Source organism: Vreelandella azerica (assembly GCF_013112225.1).
In the GTDB taxonomy this organism is placed as follows: domain Bacteria; phylum Pseudomonadota; class Gammaproteobacteria; order Pseudomonadales; family Halomonadaceae; genus Vreelandella; species Vreelandella azerica.
Map to the genome: position 1 here is coordinate 204,086 of NZ_JABFHI010000002.1, position 17,733 is coordinate 221,818.

At 55.9% G+C, this 17,733-nt stretch carries 10 protein-coding genes and 3 pseudogenes; 4 read left to right on the forward strand and 9 right to left on the reverse strand.

Annotated features, from left to right (window positions below; all coding sequences use genetic code 11):
• Positions 1-3 precede the first annotated feature (3 nt).
• Both speA and HLB35_RS05055 read right to left on the reverse strand, forming a co-directional pair.
• Positions 4-1,934, reverse strand: a pseudogene (speA, locus tag HLB35_RS05050) (biosynthetic arginine decarboxylase).
• On the reverse strand, positions 1,931-2,890 hold the full coding sequence (locus tag HLB35_RS05055) for a homoserine kinase (protein WP_171701761.1): 960 nt from the start codon (positions 2,888-2,890) through the stop codon (positions 1,931-1,933). Before HLB35_RS05055 ends, speA begins: the two are co-directional and overlap by 4 nt.
• A gap of 160 nt (positions 2,891-3,050) precedes the next feature.
• Here HLB35_RS05055 and polA point away from each other — a divergent pair, with 160 nt between their 5' ends.
• Together polA and HLB35_RS05065 are read left to right on the forward strand one after the other, a co-directional pair.
• Positions 3,051-5,804, forward strand: coding sequence for a DNA polymerase I (polA, locus tag HLB35_RS05060; protein ID WP_171701762.1), 2,754 nt, complete (start codon positions 3,051-3,053; stop codon positions 5,802-5,804).
• 128 nt (positions 5,805-5,932) lie between these two features.
• Positions 5,933-7,501 (forward strand): ATP-binding protein, encoded by a 1,569-nt coding sequence (locus HLB35_RS05065; protein WP_171701763.1) that lies wholly within the window; start codon positions 5,933-5,935, stop codon positions 7,499-7,501.
• Positions 7,502-7,681: 180 nt separating this feature from the next.
• Here HLB35_RS05065 and HLB35_RS05070 read toward each other — a convergent pair whose 3' ends face one another.
• The gene (locus HLB35_RS05070) at positions 7,682-8,722 is read right to left on the reverse strand and encodes a Fe(3+) ABC transporter substrate-binding protein (protein ID WP_171701764.1); all 1,041 of its coding nucleotides are present in this window, start codon (positions 8,720-8,722) and stop codon (positions 7,682-7,684) included.
• A 162-nt stretch (positions 8,723-8,884) separates the two neighbouring features.
• On the opposite strand from HLB35_RS05070, the gene HLB35_RS05075 reads away from it, so the two are divergent.
• The gene (locus HLB35_RS05075; protein WP_171701765.1) at positions 8,885-9,124 is read left to right on the forward strand and encodes a hypothetical protein; all 240 of its coding nucleotides are present in this window, start codon (positions 8,885-8,887) and stop codon (positions 9,122-9,124) included.
• Positions 9,063-10,158 (forward strand): annotated as a pseudogene (locus HLB35_RS05080) (ABC transporter ATP-binding protein). The gene HLB35_RS05075 and the pseudogene HLB35_RS05080 overlap by 62 nt, the downstream one beginning before the upstream one ends.
• 52 nt (positions 10,159-10,210) lie before the next feature.
• Here HLB35_RS05080 and HLB35_RS05085 read toward each other — a convergent pair.
• The 6 genes and pseudogenes from HLB35_RS05085 to HLB35_RS05110 form a co-directional block, all read right to left on the reverse strand.
• A complete protein-coding gene (locus HLB35_RS05085) occupies positions 10,211-11,896 on the reverse strand; it encodes an ABC transporter permease (protein ID WP_422822422.1) in 1,686 nt (561 codons plus the stop codon).
• A gap of 343 nt (positions 11,897-12,239) precedes the next feature.
• A pseudogene (locus HLB35_RS05090) lies at positions 12,240-13,603 on the reverse strand (TRAP transporter large permease).
• A gap of 21 nt (positions 13,604-13,624) precedes the next feature.
• A complete protein-coding gene (locus HLB35_RS05095) occupies positions 13,625-14,200 on the reverse strand; it encodes a TRAP transporter small permease subunit (protein ID WP_171701767.1) in 576 nt (191 codons plus the stop codon).
• A 78-nt stretch (positions 14,201-14,278) separates the two neighbouring features.
• The gene (locus tag HLB35_RS05100; protein ID WP_235936997.1) at positions 14,279-15,394 is read right to left on the reverse strand and encodes a TRAP transporter substrate-binding protein; all 1,116 of its coding nucleotides are present in this window, start codon (positions 15,392-15,394) and stop codon (positions 14,279-14,281) included.
• Positions 15,395-15,900: 506 nt separating this feature from the next.
• Complete coding sequence (locus HLB35_RS05105) at positions 15,901-17,229, reverse strand: TRAP transporter large permease (RefSeq protein WP_171701768.1); 1,329 nt, start codon at positions 17,227-17,229, stop codon at positions 15,901-15,903.
• Positions 17,226-17,729 (reverse strand): TRAP transporter small permease subunit, encoded by a 504-nt coding sequence (locus tag HLB35_RS05110; protein ID WP_171701769.1) that lies wholly within the window; start codon positions 17,727-17,729, stop codon positions 17,226-17,228. Before HLB35_RS05110 ends, HLB35_RS05105 begins: the two co-directional genes overlap by 4 nt.
• Positions 17,730-17,733: the final 4 nt, after the last annotated feature.

The window sequence follows — 17,733 nt, forward strand, 5'->3', positions numbered from 1 at the left end:
TAGTCATTGTAGATAGGTATATCCATTCAGGCCGTCACGCAGGCTGTCAGCAAACTGAGCCTGATCCTGGGGCGTCAGCTGGCTGGCAGCCAGCTGCGCCATCAGGCGCTGTTGAAGCTTGTCAGCATCAAAGTTGACGTAGGCCAGCACATCGGCCACCCGATCGCCCGCCAGCGGGTTGGAAAGCACCCAGTTGCCCTGGGCATCCAGAGCCGCATCAACCGAGTCCGTATCGCCAAACAGGTTGTGCAGGTCACCGAGAATTTCCTGATAGGCCCCCACCAGAAAGAAACCTAGCCAGCGTTGATCCTCATTGGCCCACTCCGGCAGTGGCAGGGTGCTTTCCACCCCTGGCCATCGACGTAGCTGTCGATGCGTCCGTCGGAATCGCAGGTGATATCCTGAATCACCGCGCGCCGCGTGGGCGTCTGCTCCAGCCCGGAAAGCGGCAGCACAGGAAAGATCTGTTCGATTCCCCATACATCCGGCACCGACTGGAACAGCGAAAAGTTGACGAACAGCTTGTCGGCGAGCTTTTCCGCCAGTTCATCCTGAATTTCACGGTGGGCCCGGTTGCGGCCATCAAGCTGCGCGCGCAGGCGGTGACAGGCAGCCGTGTAGACGCGCTCGCCTTCAGCCCGTACTCCCATATCACATAGGCCAAGCACAAAACGATCCTGTAGTTCGCTGACGGCCTGCAGCAGGTCGTGCCAGGCTTCTACCAGTATGCGGGGTTCCTGAAAGCTTTCCAGCTGGTCGAGTACCCGCCACAGGGCTTCCAGCTGCGGGTCTGGCGTCTCTGGGCGGGGCGGTGGCGTCGTGTCGACACGTTCCTCATCAATCACATTGGTGATCAGTACCGCGTGATGAGCGGTCAGGGCGCGACCGGATTCGCTGATCAGGTGAGGCTGTGGCAAGCCGGTTTCCTGGCAAAGTTGGGCAAAAGCGTTGACCACATTGCGAGCATATTCGGCCATGGAGTAATTGGCCGAGCAGAAGCTGCGTGAGCGGGTGCCTTCGTAATCAACGCCCAGGCCACCGCCCACATCCACACAGTCTATCGGGGCGCCCAGCTCCACCAGGCTCTGGTAGAAGCGCGCGCATTCGCGCAATCCGCGCTGGATATCGCGGATATTGGCAATCTGTGAGCCAAGGTGAAAATGCACCAGCTGCAGGCTGGCCAGGGCATCATGTTCGCGCAGGGTATCAACGACCTGCAGGATCTGGCTGGCAGTGAGGCCGAACTTGGACTTTTCACCGCCGGTATTCTGCCACTTGCCCTTGCCGATCGAGGCAAGCCTGGCGCGCAGGCCGATACGTGGCTGAACGTTCAGCGCACGCGCCTCTTCCAGCACCTGAGTCAGCTCGGAAAGTTTTTCCACCACCAGATAAACACGATGGCCAAGCTTCTCTCCTAACAGCGCTAGGCGGATATACTCGCGGTCTTTATAGCCGTTACATACAATCAGCGAGGAATCCCGGTCAGACAGCGCCAGCACGGCGAGCAGTTCCGGTTTGCTGCCGGCTTCCAGCCCCACGCGGCCGTTGCCGCGCTCGGCCGTGGCGAGGATTTCTTCCACCACGCGGCGCTGCTGGTTGACCTTGATCGGGTAGACCGCCGTGTAGCCAGCCTGGTAATCGGCGTCCTGCATGGCCTGGTCAAAGGCGCCACACAGCTGTTCCACCCGGTCATGCAGAATATCGCTGAAACGTACCAGCACGGGCAGGCGCAGGCCGCTTGCCAGCAGCTGCTGCACCAGGCCATTAAGCGGCAGAGCCGGGCCGGGAGCAGCATGGCCGAGCGGGCGCACCAGGGTGTGGCCCTGGTCATCGACATCAAAGTAGCCGCTGCCCCACTGGTCAATGTTCCAGGTGCGCCGGGCGCGCATGGCAGGGGTGCTGGCAAGGCTATTGGCGGATGCCGTAGAACTCATGGGGTGACCTCGGGCAAGGGCAGCGCGCCCTGGGCAATCCGTGCCTTCAGAATGGTTTCAAAACGCTGCGGGTCGTGGGGCGTCAGATCGTGAGCAGGCGGGTCGACGTAGACCACCAGCAGCCGTGACAGCCAGTAGCGCAGGGCGGTCATGCGCAGCATCACCGGCCAGACGGCCTGTTCATCGCTATTCAGCGGGCGGCGCGCCTGATAGGCGTTGAGAATGGTGTCATAACGCTCGCGGTCAAGGTGGCCATTCTCATCTGAGGCCCAATCGTTGATCACAATTGCCAGATCAAACAGCAAATCGCCAGTGCAGCCATTATAGAAATCAATCATGCCGCCCAGCTGGTTGCCGTCAAACAGGGTGTTATCGCGGAACAGGTCGCCATGCAGAGCCCCTTGGGGCAGTTCGCCATACTGGCTGAAGACACTTTCAAACTCGTCGATCTCGTCTTTCATCAGCGTCTGGTCGGCCGGGCTGATATAGGCCAGCACCTTATGGTGCATGGCCTGCAGCCAGTGCAGGTCGCGCGGGTTGGGGCGACGACCGGGAAAATGCTGGGAGATGGCATGCATATGCCCGAGAGTGTCGCCCAGCACCTGGCACTGAATGAGGTTGGGGGCTTCAGGGTGGCGCCCCGGCAAGCGCGGAAACAGCAAAGCAGGTTTGTCTGCCAGGCTATGCAGCGCGATGCCGTCACGGTCATGCACCGGCCCAGGCACTGGCAGGCGATGCTCATCGAGATAATCCAGCAGGTCGACAAAGAACGGCAGCTCTTCGTGCTCGCCCTGCTCGAACAGGGTGAGCACCAGCAGGTGTTGGTCAGTGGTGACAAAAAATGTCGAGTTTTCGGTGCCACCCGCTACCCCTTCCAGGGTTTGCAGCTGGCCGACATCAAACTTTTCCAGAAACGCTGCGACCTGTGCGTCGCTAAGCGGAGTAAATACAGCCATGAGAGTCTCGCCCAGGTTGCCAAGGCCAATATTGTAGCGGTTTGGGCGATAACTTGGCAGCATTCACGTGTTAACAGTAAAAGACGTTGTTTCCATTCGGCAGGGACTGCCGGGCGCGTTATCATAATGACCATTATTCTCAGCAGGTGGATTTCTGTTTATGGCGCGCGCTCCTATTGTGCTGGTGGATGGCTCATCCTATTTGTATCGTGCATTTCACGCTTTACCGCCATTGACCACTTCCCAGGGTCAGCCCACGGGAGCGGTCAAAGGCGTGCTGAACATGCTCAAACGGCTGATCAAGGATTATCCGGATAGCCCCATGGCCGTGGTGTTTGATGCGCCGGGCAAGACCTTCCGCGATGACCTTTACAGCGACTACAAATCCCATCGTCCACCCATGCCTGATGACCTGCGCAGCCAGATAAAGCCTTTGCATGCCTGCGTGAAAGCGCTGGGGTTGCCGCTGTTATGCGTTGAAGGCGTAGAAGCCGATGATGTGATTGGCACTTTGGCTCACCACGCCACCCAGGCTGGGCGTGATGCGGTGATTTCTACCGGTGACAAGGATATGGCGCAGCTGGTCAACGCGCATATCACCCTGGTCAATACCATGAAGGATGAAACCCTGGATGAAGCCGGAGTGGAAGCCAAGTTCGGCCTGCCGCCTGGCTTGATCATTGATTACCTGGCCCTGATGGGCGACAAGGTGGACAACATTCCAGGCGTACCCGGTGTGGGCGAAAAGACCGCCATTGGCCTGTTGCAGGGAATGGGCGGTGGGCTTGATACCATTTACGCTGAACTGGAACGCGTCAAGACGCTGAGTTTTCGTGGCGCCAAGACGCTGCCTAAAAAGCTTGAGGAGCACCGCGACCAGGCGTTTCTTTCCTACCAACTGGCCACCATCAAGACCGACTGCGAGCTGCCAGTCGGGTTGGATGACCTGGACATTGCCCAGCCTGACCAGCAGCAGCTGGCCGAGCTGTACCGGGAAATGGAGTTCAAACAATGGCTGAACGAGCTATTAAGCGGCCAGGATGAAGCCGTAGAAGCCGCTGTTGAACAGCCTGACACCACACCCACCGCTCAGCTACCTGCGGCAGAGCGGCGCGACCAGGTGATTACCGAACAAGCTGACTTCGATGCCTTGCTGGCTCGGTTGGATAAAGCCGCACAGTTTTGCGTGGACCTGGAAACCACCAGCCTCAACTATATGGACGCCGAGATCGTCGGCGTTGGGCTGGCGTTGGAAGCGGGGGAAGCTTTCTATATACCACTGGCCCATGATTATCTGGATGCGCCTGCCCAGCTGGATCGCAGCGCGGTACTGTCCGCCCTGCAGCCGCTGTTGGAAGACCCGGAAAAAATCAAGATTGGCCAGAACCTCAAATACGATATGTCAGTGCTGGCCAGTGCCGGCATTAACCTGGCTGGCCCGCTGGCGGATACCATGCTGGCTTCTTACGTGCTGAATGCCACGGCCACCCGCCATGATATGGATTCGCTGGCGCTGAAATACCTGGGTGAAGCTACGACCTCGTTCGAGGATATCGCCGGTAAAGGCGCCAAGCAGCTGACCTTCAACCAGATTGCCTTGGAGCAGGCCGCGCCTTACGCCTGTGAAGATGTGGATATTACCCTGCGCCTGCAGCACACCCTACGCCCTCTGGTGGAAGCGGAAGGGCAGCTGGCCAAGGTGCTGGATACCCTTGAGCTGCCGTTAGTGTCGGTGCTGTCACGCATCGAGCGCAATGGCGTGGCGCTGGATGCCGAACGCCTGCATGCCCAGAGCCAGCAGCTTGAACAGCGGATTTATGCGTTGGAAAAACAGGCTTTTGAGCTGGCCGGTCGGGAGTTCAATCTGGGCTCGCCCAAGCAACTGGGAGAAATTCTGTTCGAAGAGCAGAAAATCCCCGTGCTCAAGAAAACCCCCAAGGGCGCGCCCTCAACGGCGGAAGCGGTACTTGAAGAGCTGGCGCTGGATTACCCGCTACCTAAAGTCATCATGGAGCATCGCGGCCTGGCCAAGCTGAAATCTACCTACACCGACAAACTGCCGCGCCTGATCAACTCGCGCACCGGTCGGGTGCATACCAGCTACCATCAGGCGGTGACCGCCACGGGGCGCCTGTCATCGTCTGACCCCAACCTGCAGAATATCCCCATTCGCACCGAGGAAGGCCGTAAGATTCGCCAAGCATTTATCGCCCGCCCGGGCTATCGCATTGTGGCGGCCGACTATTCCCAGATTGAGCTGCGCATCATGGCGCATCTTTCCGAGGACAAGGGGCTGCTGACCGCTTTTGCCGAGGGCAAGGACATTCACAGCGCAACCGCCGCAGAAGTGTTCGGCACACCGTTGGAAAAGGTCTCCGACGAGCAGCGGCGCAGCGCCAAGGCAATCAACTTCGGGCTGATCTACGGGATGAGCGCCTGGGGCCTCTCGCGTCAGCTGCATATCGAAAGAGGGCAGGCGCAGACCTACATCGACCGCTACTTTGACCGCTACCCCGGCGTGGCCCGCTATATGGAGCGCATTCGCAGCCAGGCAGCAGAGGATGGCTTTGTCGAAACTGTTTTTGGGCGGCGTTTATATCTTCCCGAGATTCACTCTCAGAACCGCAACCGTCGCCAGGGGGCCGAGCGCACAGCGATCAATGCGCCCATGCAGGGTACGGCTGCGGATATTATCAAGCTGGCCATGATAGAGGTGGATGCCTGGCTAGCAGAAGGGGCGTTTGACGCCCTGATGGTTATGCAGGTACATGACGAACTGGTGTTCGAAGTGGCGGAGAGTCAGGTCGAGGCTTTCATCGCTCAGATCCAGGCTCGTATGCAAGCCGCTGCCAGCCTCAGCGTACCGCTCACGGTAGAAGCCGAAAGCGGCGCCAACTGGGATGAGGCGCACTAAGGCGTTTAATCAAGACCGTATCACAGGTGTTTTGATGCGGCCGCTGGATTTCCACCGCAAGTGACAACGCACGTGTACGTTTTTCAGCATGCTAGACTGCCATCAACAGGATGATAAGGAAGGCTCGTATGCCATCTGATCAGCGTCGTAAACTCCCTATCGGGATCCAGACCTTCTCGGATATTCGTGAAGATGGCTACTATTACGTCGATAAAACGCCCTTTATCGAGAAACTGGTCAATCAAAACAAGTACTACTTTCTCTCCCGCCCGAGGCGGTTTGGCAAAAGCCTACTGCTGGATACCCTGCGCTGCCTGTTTGAAGGTCGGGAGGCATTGTTTGAAGGGCTTTATATCCACGATAAATGGGACTGGCAAACACGCTACCCTGTGGTGCGCATCAGCTTTTCCAATGGTGTGGTCATCAGCCGTGAAGATCTGGACGCGAATATTCGCTATCAACTGCAGCAACAGCGCGCCAGTCTCGGTATTGAAGCAACGCCACCTGAAAGGATTGCCGACGACTTTGCCAGCCTGCTTGAAAATGCTCATCGTACGCATGGCCAACGGGTGGTGGTGCTGATTGACGAATATGACAAGCCAATACTGGATAACCTACTCAACCCTGAATTGGCCCGCGAGTTGCGCGAAGGGCTGAAAAACCTCTATAGCGTACTTAAGGATGCTGACCCCCATCTGCATTTTGTGCTGCTTACCGGCGTGTCCAAATTCAGCAAGGTCAGCCTGTTTTCGGGGTTGAATAACCTTCGCGATATTACCCTGTCATCTGATTATGCCGCCATCTGTGGCTACACCGATGATGATATTGACAGTATTTTTGCACCAGAACTGCCGGGCCTTGATCGGGATGAAATCCGCCGCTGGTATAACGGCTACCGCTGGGGTGGGCAGGAAGTCTCGAGTGTTTATAACCCCTTTGATGTGCTGCTCTTGCTGGAAGAACGCAAATTCAGCCCTTATTGGTTCGAAACGGCCACCCCCACTTTTCTGGTCGATATCCTGAAACAGCGTGGTGTTTTTACCCCCGCACTTAGCCAGTTGCAGACCGAAGCGGAACTGCTTGGGCGCTTCGATATCGACCATATCGCCACGGAAGCGCTGCTGTTCCAGACCGGCTACCTCACTGTGCATTCAGTAGAAGAGCCGATGACCGGTTATTGGCTCTATACGCTTGGCTATCCCAATCACGAAGTGGCCACCAGCCTTAACCAGGCATTATTGCCTGCCTTGGGTGTTCAAGAACCTGCCAGGGAGCGGCTGACGCTGTTTCGTGTCCTGCAGCATCATGACCTTGGTGCATTGGAAGCTCACCTGAAAGCGCTTTTTGCTGGCTTGCCCCACGATTGGTATCGCAACAACCCGATTGCCCGCTATGAAGGCCATTATGCGAGTGTTTTTTACAGCCATTTTGCGGCACTTGGCGTGGGCGTGACGGTGGAGGATGCCAGTAATAAAGGCAAGGTGGACATGAGCGTTGATTTCGGCGGCCATTTCTATCTGTTTGAATTCAAGGTCGTGGAGCAGTTACCTGAAGGCAAGGCGCTGGAGCAGATCAAAGCACAAGGTTATGCTGATAAATACCGTGCCAGTGGTAAGCCCATTCATCTGGTCGGGGTGGAATTTTCCAGCATCGAGCGGCAGATAGTGGCGTTTGAAGTAGAGACGCTGACACCATAAAGATTGCGTCTTTATCACTCACCGAGCGTTATCAGGCAAAGGTCAAAATAGATTCCCGATAACCCCATTCGGGAATGACAGTTCTGTGGTTGATCCGGGAATGACCGAGACATGCCCAAACAAAACCGCCCGCAGCTTTGGCTGCGGGCGGTTCACTTACCTGGTTGCTTCAGGTATTGATTAACGCCATTCCGCGCGATCAAAGATACGGATCGCTTCCGGGTTGTTTTCACCGAGTACGCTGATGTTGAGGCTGTCTTTCTTGAAGTCACCCCAGGATTCCAGTACCGGGTTCTTCTTGACGCCCTCAACGACCGGGAACTCATAGTTGCCTTCTGCAAAGGCTTCCTGAGCCATGTCAGAGCTCAGGAATTCGAGCAAACGTACGGCATTTTCGCGGTTCGGTGCGCCTTCAACCACGCCGGCGCCGCCAATGTTGATGTGAGTGCCACGGCCATCCTGATTCGGGAAGATAATGCCAACATTACGGGCTACTTCACGATCAGCTTCTTCATCGGAGTGCAGCAGGCGAACATAGTAGTAGTGGTTACCGACGGCCAGATCACATTCGCCGCTGGCGACGCCACGAATCTGATCGGTGTCGCCACCTTCTGGGTCACGCGCCATATTGTTCACAACGCCTTCTGCCCATTCCTGAGCGCCTTCTTCACCGTGATGCTCGATCAGCGACGCCAGTAGTGACTGGTTGTAGATGTTATTGGAAGAGCGGATGCACACCTGACCCTCAAACTGTGGGTCGGCCAGGTCCTCGTAACTGCTGATCTGGCTGGGATCGAAGTTATCACGGTTGTAGTAGATGACCCGGGCACGCTGACTAAAGCCGAACCACATGCCTTCCGGGTGGCGCATGCTGTCCGGCAGGCGCTCATTGAGAACATCAGAATCAACGCCCTGGAAAATGCCTTCCTGTTCAGCGCGCCACAGATTACCAGCATCAACGGTGAGCATTACATCGGCGGGGCTTGCCACGCCTTCGCTCTTGATGCGTTCAATCAGTTGGCTGGAGCCGCCTTCAAGAATATTGACCTCAATGCCGGTTTCCTCGGTGAAGGCTTGATAGAGCGCTTCGTCAGAATCATAGTGGCGGGCGGAGTAAACATTTACTTCATCGGCCAGTGCCTGGCTTGCGAAAGCACCGCCTGCCAGCACAGCAGCAAAGGGGACAACAGCGCGGACAGTTTTTACGCCAGCAGTTTTCATCTATCAGCTTCCTCTTATCAGTGAACAGGACAATGAACGATTGTTCATATCCGACGTCCTAGCGGTATTGAATGATAATAAGTTGCATTACCAATTTCGTCAATGTAAGGGTCTTTGAGCGCATCGTCAAGTAAATGAGAAAGAAAATCATCCGTTTTCACGGTGGGCGATTTTTACCGCCAGCAGGCGCAAACCTCTTATGCTTTAGGAGATAAACCGCTGTATCTGCCCGCACAGCAGGTGCATTATGTTCAGATAGAAAATAGAATGAGAATAACTTTCAGTTTTAATACGCCCTTGCATTTTGCAGGCGTCATATTCAACACGATGGCGGAGAGTCATGACGGCAACAGTGAAAGCAGCAGAAATCGCCGCGCCGACAAATGCCTTGGCGCTGCATGATGTACGTCATTCCTTTGATGGCAATCAGGTTGTCAAAGGCGTGGAACTTGAAGTTGAGCCGGGAGAGGTGGTTTGTCTGCTGGGGCCTTCGGGCTGCGGCAAGACGACCTTGCTGCGCATTGCCGCCGGGCTGGAAACTCTTCAGGAAGGCAGCGTTGAGCTTAACGGTCAGGTGATCGCTCGGCCCGGTATGCGCCATTTGCCACCCGAAAAGCGCAGTGTCGGGTTAGCCTTTCAGGATTCAGCGTTATTCCCGCACCTGAGCGTGGTGGAAAATGTCACCTTTGGCCTGAAGCATCTACCCGCAGCCAAACGTCGCCCCCGGGCGGTTGAGTTGCTTGAGCAGTTGGGTATGGCGGATTACATCGATACCTACCCGCATATGCTGTCGGGCGGTCAGCAGCAGCGGGTGGCGCTGGCTCGCGCCATGGCACCTGGCCCACAACTGATGCTGCTGGATGAGCCATTTTCCAGCCTGGATGCGCGCCTGCGCGACCAGATCCGCGACGATACCCTGCATGTGTTGAAAAAGTCGGTGCGGCGACTCTGCTGGTGACCCATGACCCGGAAGAAGCGATGTTCATGGCTGATCGCATTGCTCTGATGCGTGATGGCCAGATCATTCAGACCGGTACACCCAGGGAGCTGTACTGCGCGCCCAATGATCCCTTTGTGGTGACCTTTTTGGAGAGGTCAACGAGATTGAAGGGGTGGTCAAGGATGGCAAGGTGCAAACACCGGTAGGCGAGGTGGAAGCAGGGGGCATCCCAGACGGCAGCCCGGCCAAGGTAATGATCCGCCCGGAGGCGCTGCGCATCGAGGAGCGCGACCTGCCCGCTGAAGCGCATGATCACAGTCACGTTATCATGGCCAAGTTACTGGGCCGCACCAGCCTGATACACCTGTGTGCACATAACAATAGCGGCGACGAAGCGCATTTGCATGCCCGAGTTTCAGGACTGTTCCTGCCTGGGGAAGGCCAGCCGGTGGATATTCACCTCGACCTCTCCCAGGTATTTGTCTTTCCGCTGTAACGGTGCTTGGTGAATCTAAGTAGTGAGTAGTGAGTAGTTAGTCGTCTGCGGCTTAGTGCCCGCTTCCAGGGCGGGCACGACGCATGGCCATGCTGAGCAGGATAACCGGAATAATTCCCACCACGACAATCGCCAGCGATGCCGTTGAGGCCTCCGCCAGGCGCTCATCCGCCGCCAGATTATGTGCCCGCACCGCTAAGGTGTCGAAGTTGAACGGGCGCAATATGATGGTGGCAGGTAACTCCTTCATGACATCCACAAACACCAGAATACCGGCAGCCAGCAGGCTGCTGCGCATCAGTGGGGTATGAATGCGCCGTAGGGTACCGCCGGCTGTCTGGCCAAGCGTGCGTGAGGCAGCGTCCATGCTGGGCGTGACCTTACCCAGGCTGGCTTCCACGGCGTTGAAAGATACTGCCAGAAAGCGCACTACATAGGCGTAGATCAGAATAAAAGCTGATCCGCTGAAAATCAGCCCGATAATCACGCCGTAAGTATCTCGGGTCCACAGGTTGATGGTGTTATCCAGCCAGGCAAAGGGAATCAGAATACCCACGGCCACCACCGAGCCGGGAATGGCATAGCCCATGGCGGCTATCCGTGAGCTGAAGCGGGCAAAGGGTGTGTTGTGGATGCGCACACCATAGCTGAGCAGCATGGCCAGGCCGACTGCCAGCACGGCGGCTAGCGCGGCCAGCGCCAGGCTGTTAAAGGCGAAACCGAAAAAGCGCGTGCCGAACAGGCTGTCGCCTTCAGTGATGGCCATTTCGAGCAGAATGCCGCTAGGCAGCAGAAAGCCAATCAAGACGGGTAGGAGGCAAAAAATCACCGCCGCAGCCGCTCGCCAGCCATACAGTACATACTCGGGCAATTGCTGGTAGCGATTGGTGGTATGAAAGTAGCGCCGCTTGCCGCGGGACCAACGTTCAAGCAGCACCAAAGCAACCACAAAAGCCAGCAGGCAAGCCGCCAGTTGAGCGGCTGCAACGGGTTCCCCCAGCCCGAACCAGGTACGATAGATGCCGGTGGTAAAGGTATCCACGCCAAAGAACTGCACGGCACCAAACTCGTTAAGAGTTTCCATCAGCACCAGGGAAACCCCGCCCACCAAGGCAGGGCGGGAAAGTGGCACCGCCACGCTGGCAAACAGGTGCCAGGGGCCGCGTCCCAGCGTTCTGCCAACGTCCAGAACGCATACCGACTGCTCCAGAAATGAAGCCCGTGCCAGCAGATAGACGTAAGGGTAAAGTACCAGGGTGATGAGGGTTGCTGCGCCGCCCAGTGAACGGATGTTGGGGAAGTAATAGTCACCGTGGGCCCAGCCAAACGTTTCGCGCAGCAGGCTTTGCAGAGGGCCGGCAAACTGCAGAAAGTCCGTATAGGCGTAGGCGATCACGTAAGTCGGCACCGCCAGAGGCAGTAGCAGCGCCCACTCAAAAATGCGTTTACCCGGAAAGCGGCACATGACCACCAGCCAGGCGGTGCCCGTCCCGATCAGTAAAGTACCGATGCCAACAAACAGCACCAGCCAGAAGGTATTGGTCAGGTAACGGGGCAGCACAGTGCTGGCCAAATGCTGCCAGATGCCGTCGGTTGGCATGAAAATATGCGCAAAAATGACGATAACGGGTAGCGCCACCACCAGAGCAATGCCAAAAAGAATCAATGACCAGACATTGAACCGGCTAACCAGTCGCTTGAGTAGCGAGTCGAATCCACGATCGGCAGTCTGAGACAACTGTTTTCTCCTTAAAGATAGATAAGGTGTGAAACGGGTTGGCATATGCCTGTCAATATCGCGAACTTAGCGAACACAGTGACGCAAGGCGTGGATTCTGGTGGGCGTCAAAAAAGTCCGGCGCGATTGATAGCAGCGCGAGGAACTGCGGGCACCCGTAACGGCGATGCGAACCAGTATCAAATGCTAATCATACCATCTGGCAACTGACTTAACGATGTGAAATCCATGCGACATGCCGCCACCTGGCCGCTCGCAGCCTACCATTTTTATAGGCCGGGAAGTAAAAAGCCCCCTGCTGGGCAAGGGGCTAAAGATGAAGCCTGCAGGCAACAGCTGTTTCTTATCTGCTGTAAACCAGATTGGGCAGCCAGGTCGCCAGCGGCTCAAAGAAGAATACCAGCATCAGGCCGAGTAGCTGCAGCAATACGAAGGGCGCTACCCCTTGTAGATGTCCATTGTCTGAATCGAAGGGGGCAGACCCCTTTGATGTAGAAGAGCGCAAACCCGACCGGCGGGGTGATAAACGAGGTCTGCAGGCAAATCGCGAACAGAATCGCAAACCAGACCGGCTCAACGCCCAGGCTGAACACCACAGGTGCTACCAGCGGCAGAATGATCAGGGTGATCTCGACCCAGTCAAGGAAGAAACCGAGCAGAAAAACGACCAGCAGGATGGTCAGCACAATACCGGCGGTACCAAACGGCAAACCGGTGACGGCATCACGAATAACATCATCGCCACCCAGTCCGCGCAGCACCGCTGCGAAAACGGTAGCGCCGATAAAAATACCGAAAATGAACGCTGTGGTGCGGGTCGTCTGATAAAGCGCGCTGGACATGACGTTGAAGTTAAGACGGCGGCTGAAAAGAGCCAGCACAGTGGCACCCAGAGCACCCACGGCAGAGGCTTCCGTTGTGGTGGCAAAGCCGGTAAAAATTGACCCCAGCACTGCAACGATCAGCGCCATGGGGGCAGCACGGCAATCAGGACTTCCAGCAGCGCGCGCCCGTTAAGGGGTTCACGATCCTTGGGGGCGGGTGCCAGATCCTTCTTGATGTAAGCAGCAATAATGATAAAGGCGATATACATGACGCCGAGCATTACTCCAGGGATCAGCGCGCCCATAAACAAACGCCCGACAGACGCCTCGGAAGTGCCCAGACGATCCGCCATCAGCACCAGCATGATGCTGGGCGGTACGAGTATCCCCAGGGTGCCGACCGAACATGCCGTTCCTACCGCCAGCGATTTGTTGTAGTTGGCCTTGAGCATCGGGCCGATAGAGAGCATCCCCAGCAGGACGACTGAGGCGCCGACGATACCGGTGGAGGCGGCTAGCAGAACACCCACAATGACCACGGTGACGGCATAGCCGCCGCGTAGGCCGCCCATCACGCGTACAAGAGAGTTCATCAGGCGTTCGGCAATGCCGGAGCGATCCAGCATGATGCCCATGAAAATAAACAGCGGCAGTGCCACCATTAGCTCATTGGCCACGATCCCGTAGAACCGCTGGCTAAGAACGCCAATGGTGCCCCCCAGGTGAACCACAGGTTGGCGTCGAAATACTCGACCATGACGTGGCCGATAATAGCGAATAGAAAGCCGATACCAGCAAGCGACCAGGCTACCGGAAAACCCAGCAGCAATAGCCCCATGAAACTGGCAAACATGCCAATAACGAGAAGTTCTTCAATACCCATATTAATCCCCGGTATCAGGCGTTAGCGAAAGTCGGTCGGGTGCGTTGGCCGCACTTCCCGAGGAAATTTGAAGAGATAGGTGGTGCATCTTAGTAAACGCGACACCATGGCAACGGCAATCAGTATCATGCCGATGGGGAGGGTGCTCTTAAGGATGAACCGGTAAGGCAAGCCACTGGGTGCCTGAGAGCTTTCGCCCTGCTCGAATGACCGGTAGGCATATTCAATTAGCTGGTCGATAATGAAATACAGTAATGGCAGCATCAAAAGCGCGATGCCAAGCAGCTCGATCCATGCCATCAGGCGCAGTGAAAAACGCTCACGCAGAACATCCACGCGCACGTGATCATCGGTCACAATGGCATAGGCCAGTGTCATGATCATGGTGGCACCAAAGAAGTGCCAGGAAAGCTCCTCCAGCGCAATAGAGCCGCGCCCAAGGATAAAGCGGCTGAAGACGTTAGTCAGGACAACCGCAATAGTGACAACCCACAGCCAGGAAAGCAGTTTGCCGGAAAAAGCAATCATCGAATCCAGCCGAAAACTTAACGCATTGGTGGGAAGCGTCTTTGACGGATCCTGGGAAGGCGTAGACATAGTATCAGTCTCATGTGTCTTGGCATGAACAAGGCCGGAGCATCATGACGATGCCCCGGCCAGTCGTATCACAGGCAATTAGTCCAGCTGCTGGATGTTCTCAGGCAGGTAGTATTCTTTCGGCAGGTAGCCTTTGGTGCGCCACTCGCCGTGAATACGCATCCAGTCCTGCTGGCTGTCGAGTACGCGACGGAACATATCGTCTTCGTTGGCGATTTCCTGCTGCACTTCATGGGTAATCGTGCGCAGTTCCTGCAGAACTTCTTCCGGCAGAACCTGAGCGTTAACCCCTTCTTCTACGAAGCCCTGCAAGGCCAGCGGGTTTTCCCACTCGCTTTCAGACAGGCCGAACAGGGTGGCTGAGCGGCAACCCATTTCGATCTGGGCGCGGGAGGCCTCTTCCAACGAATTCCATGAATCCTGGTTGACCAACAGGAAAGCGGTCGTAAAGGTTTGGTGCCAACCCGGCATCAGGTAGTTATTGACGATTTCCTGCATGCCCAGAATGCGGTCAACCGCAGGGGCCGAGAACTCGGTGGCGTCGATCGTGCCACGTTCCATTGCCTGGTAAAGTTCGCCACCCGGCAGCATGGTAACGGAAGCACCGAGGCGCTCCATAACACGACCGCCGATGCCCGCAAAGCGGATACGCAGGCCATCCATCTGCTCAAGCGATTCAACCGGCTCGGCAAACCAGCCAGCGGCTTCCGGCCCGATCATGCTGCAAAGCAGCGGCTGAACATTGTAAGGCTCGTAGATTTCTTCAAGCAGTGTATGACCGTCACCGTGGTAGTACCAAGCCAGATAGGAGGACGGTTCCATCCCGAAGGGAGCACCAGCATAAAGCGGCAGTGAAGGAATGCTGCCTTGGTCATAGCCAATCCAGGTAAAGCCTGCCGGATACTGGCCTTCAGAAACCGCATCGAGAATCTCGAAGGCAGGAATCAATTCGCCTGGTTCGTAATAGCGGAGGTTGATATTGCCGCCGGACGCTGCCTGCAGGGACTCAGACAGGTGTACAACCGGTGTACTCAAGCCAACAAGGTTGGAAGGAAATGCAATCGGAACCTGCCAGCGCACCTGTTCCTGGGCGTTGGCTACTGTCGCCATGGTACCCGTTGCCATCATCACAGCAGCAGCTGTGCCGGCGAGCTTGAAACGCATTGACGCTTTTGTGCGGGTCATCATATTCATGAACCTTTCTCCGCTTACACTGGTTATTGTTTATTCAGTTATAACTGCCACGCTGAGGCTATAGCCAGCCGTGTAGAGGCTCAAGTAGCAGTTTCAACACTATTCAACTCGTTGCCAGCATTGAGGCAAGCGCTGTTTTAACAATTCGCGCTAAAATTACTGCTAAAGGCGCTATAACCAAGCTAAATATAGGCTAAATGCTGTTATGTTGCGTTGTTTAGAAATTATCTGAATCCAGGCCCATACGCAGAGGCGTTAGACTAATAGATAATGCTTTGGGCGTTTTTATTGCTGAATCTGCAGCCTGACATGGGCGTTGATTGGTCTGACCAATATGGGTCTAAAGGGCACCTTTTCTAATCAGTGGCTGATGCAGTGATTATTTGTCTGAAATAGGAGTCGTATTGGTCTTACCAATTTTTAGTGTGCGGCTCTAAACGTTCAAAACAAAAACGCCTGCGCTGGAACAGCGCAGGCGGTATGTAACGCTATTTTCAATCCAGTGACTATCGGCCCAGCAAGAGAGCGGGTAATCCGGTGACAAGGCCAGGGAAGAAAGCCATCAACAGGCAGGCGAAAAGAATGATGGCAACAAAAGGGATGACCGCCTTGTAAAGATCAACAATTTCCACCCCTGGAGGGGCAACGCCTTTGAGGTAGAACAGGGCGTACCCAAAGGGAGGGGTCAAAAATGAGGTTTGCAGGACAACAGCCACCATCACTACAAACCACAGTACATCAATGCCCATAGACTCAATGATAGGCAGCATGATCGGGAAGCTCAGCAACACGATGCCGGTCCAGTCGAGAAACATGCCCAGGATGAAGACCAGGAAAAGCATCAATAGCAGTGCGCCCACGGTACCACCCGGCATTGATAAGACCAGTTCACTGATGACCGTCATGCCGCCGCCAATCGAGAACACCCCGGTAAAGGCCGTGGCACCCACCAGCACCATCATCACCATGGTGGTGGTCTTGCTGGCTGAAATCAGCGTATTAAAGCAGGTGGACAGCTTGCGGTCGCCAAAAATCATGAAGAGCAAAAAGGCAATGAATACCCCGATAGCCGAGGCTTCTGTCGCCGTAGCGACGCCGGTAAACAGTGCCCCCAATACCCCCAGAATCAGTGACATGGGTGGCAATACATACTTGGCCAGCATGATCAGCAGTTGCCTGGTGCTCACCTCGGCACGTTCCTGGGCGGGTACCTTGGGGCCATAGGATGGTTTGATAAAGCAGATAATCAGCACATAGAGGGCATACATGGCGCCTAACAGCAGGCCGGGCACCAGGGCACCGGCAAACAGAGCCCCCACAGACACCGGTGAATAGCTGGCCATCAGGATCAGCATGATGCTGGGTGGAATCAGGATGCCCAGACAACCGCTTGCCATGATGACACCGGTACTCAGTTCCTTGTTATAGCCATATTTCAGCATGGGCACCAGGGCAATCATGCCCATGACAGCAATCGAGGCCCCCACTATGCCGGTGGTCGCCGCCAGTAGGACAGACACAATCACCACGGTCAGCGCCAGGCCGCCGCGCAGGTTGGCGAGTAGCAGGCGCATGGCATCAAACATCTTCTCGGTAACACCGGAGTCGTTCAGAAAGCGTGCCATCAGAATAAACAGCGGAATGGCCACCAGGACATAATTATCCATGGCGTTGCCATATACATTGTTGATGATAATACCCAGCGTATTAACACCCGGCCCAAAGTAGGCCCCGATCACGGCAACCCCACCCAGTACAAAAGCCAGCGGGTGACCCATGAAAAGCCCGACCAGCAGGCCGCTGAACATCAGCAGCGTCAGCATTTCAGCGCTCATGCGGGTGTCTCCTTGCGTAACCCAGTGATAGCCCGTAACACGATGGCCAGCGCCTGAAGAAGAATCAGTACGGCGGCAAATACGATCACGCCTTTCACAGGATAAACAGGGATGGATACCATGCCATAGGTAGTTTCACCGCGGCTGAAAGAGCGCTCAAAGAAGCTCCAGCCGTAGGTGATAAGCAGCCAGTTAAAAGGCACAAAGAAAATGGCATAACCCAATATTTCAAGCACTGCCTGCTTTCGGCGCGAAAGCAGGCGCTTAAGCACGTCAACTTCGACGTGCGCGTGATGGCGCAGACCGTAGGCCGCCATCAGCATGAAGTGGGCGCCAAACAGCATCTTGGTAACGTCAAAGGCCCAGTCGCTGGGGCGGCCAAGAAAAAACCGCATGGCGATGTCATAGAGAACAATAATGGTAATGATCGCCACAAGTGGCGCGATAATCCGCCCTAGTAGCTCATTGAGTGCATCAATGGCTTTTGCGATCGCAAGCATCTGG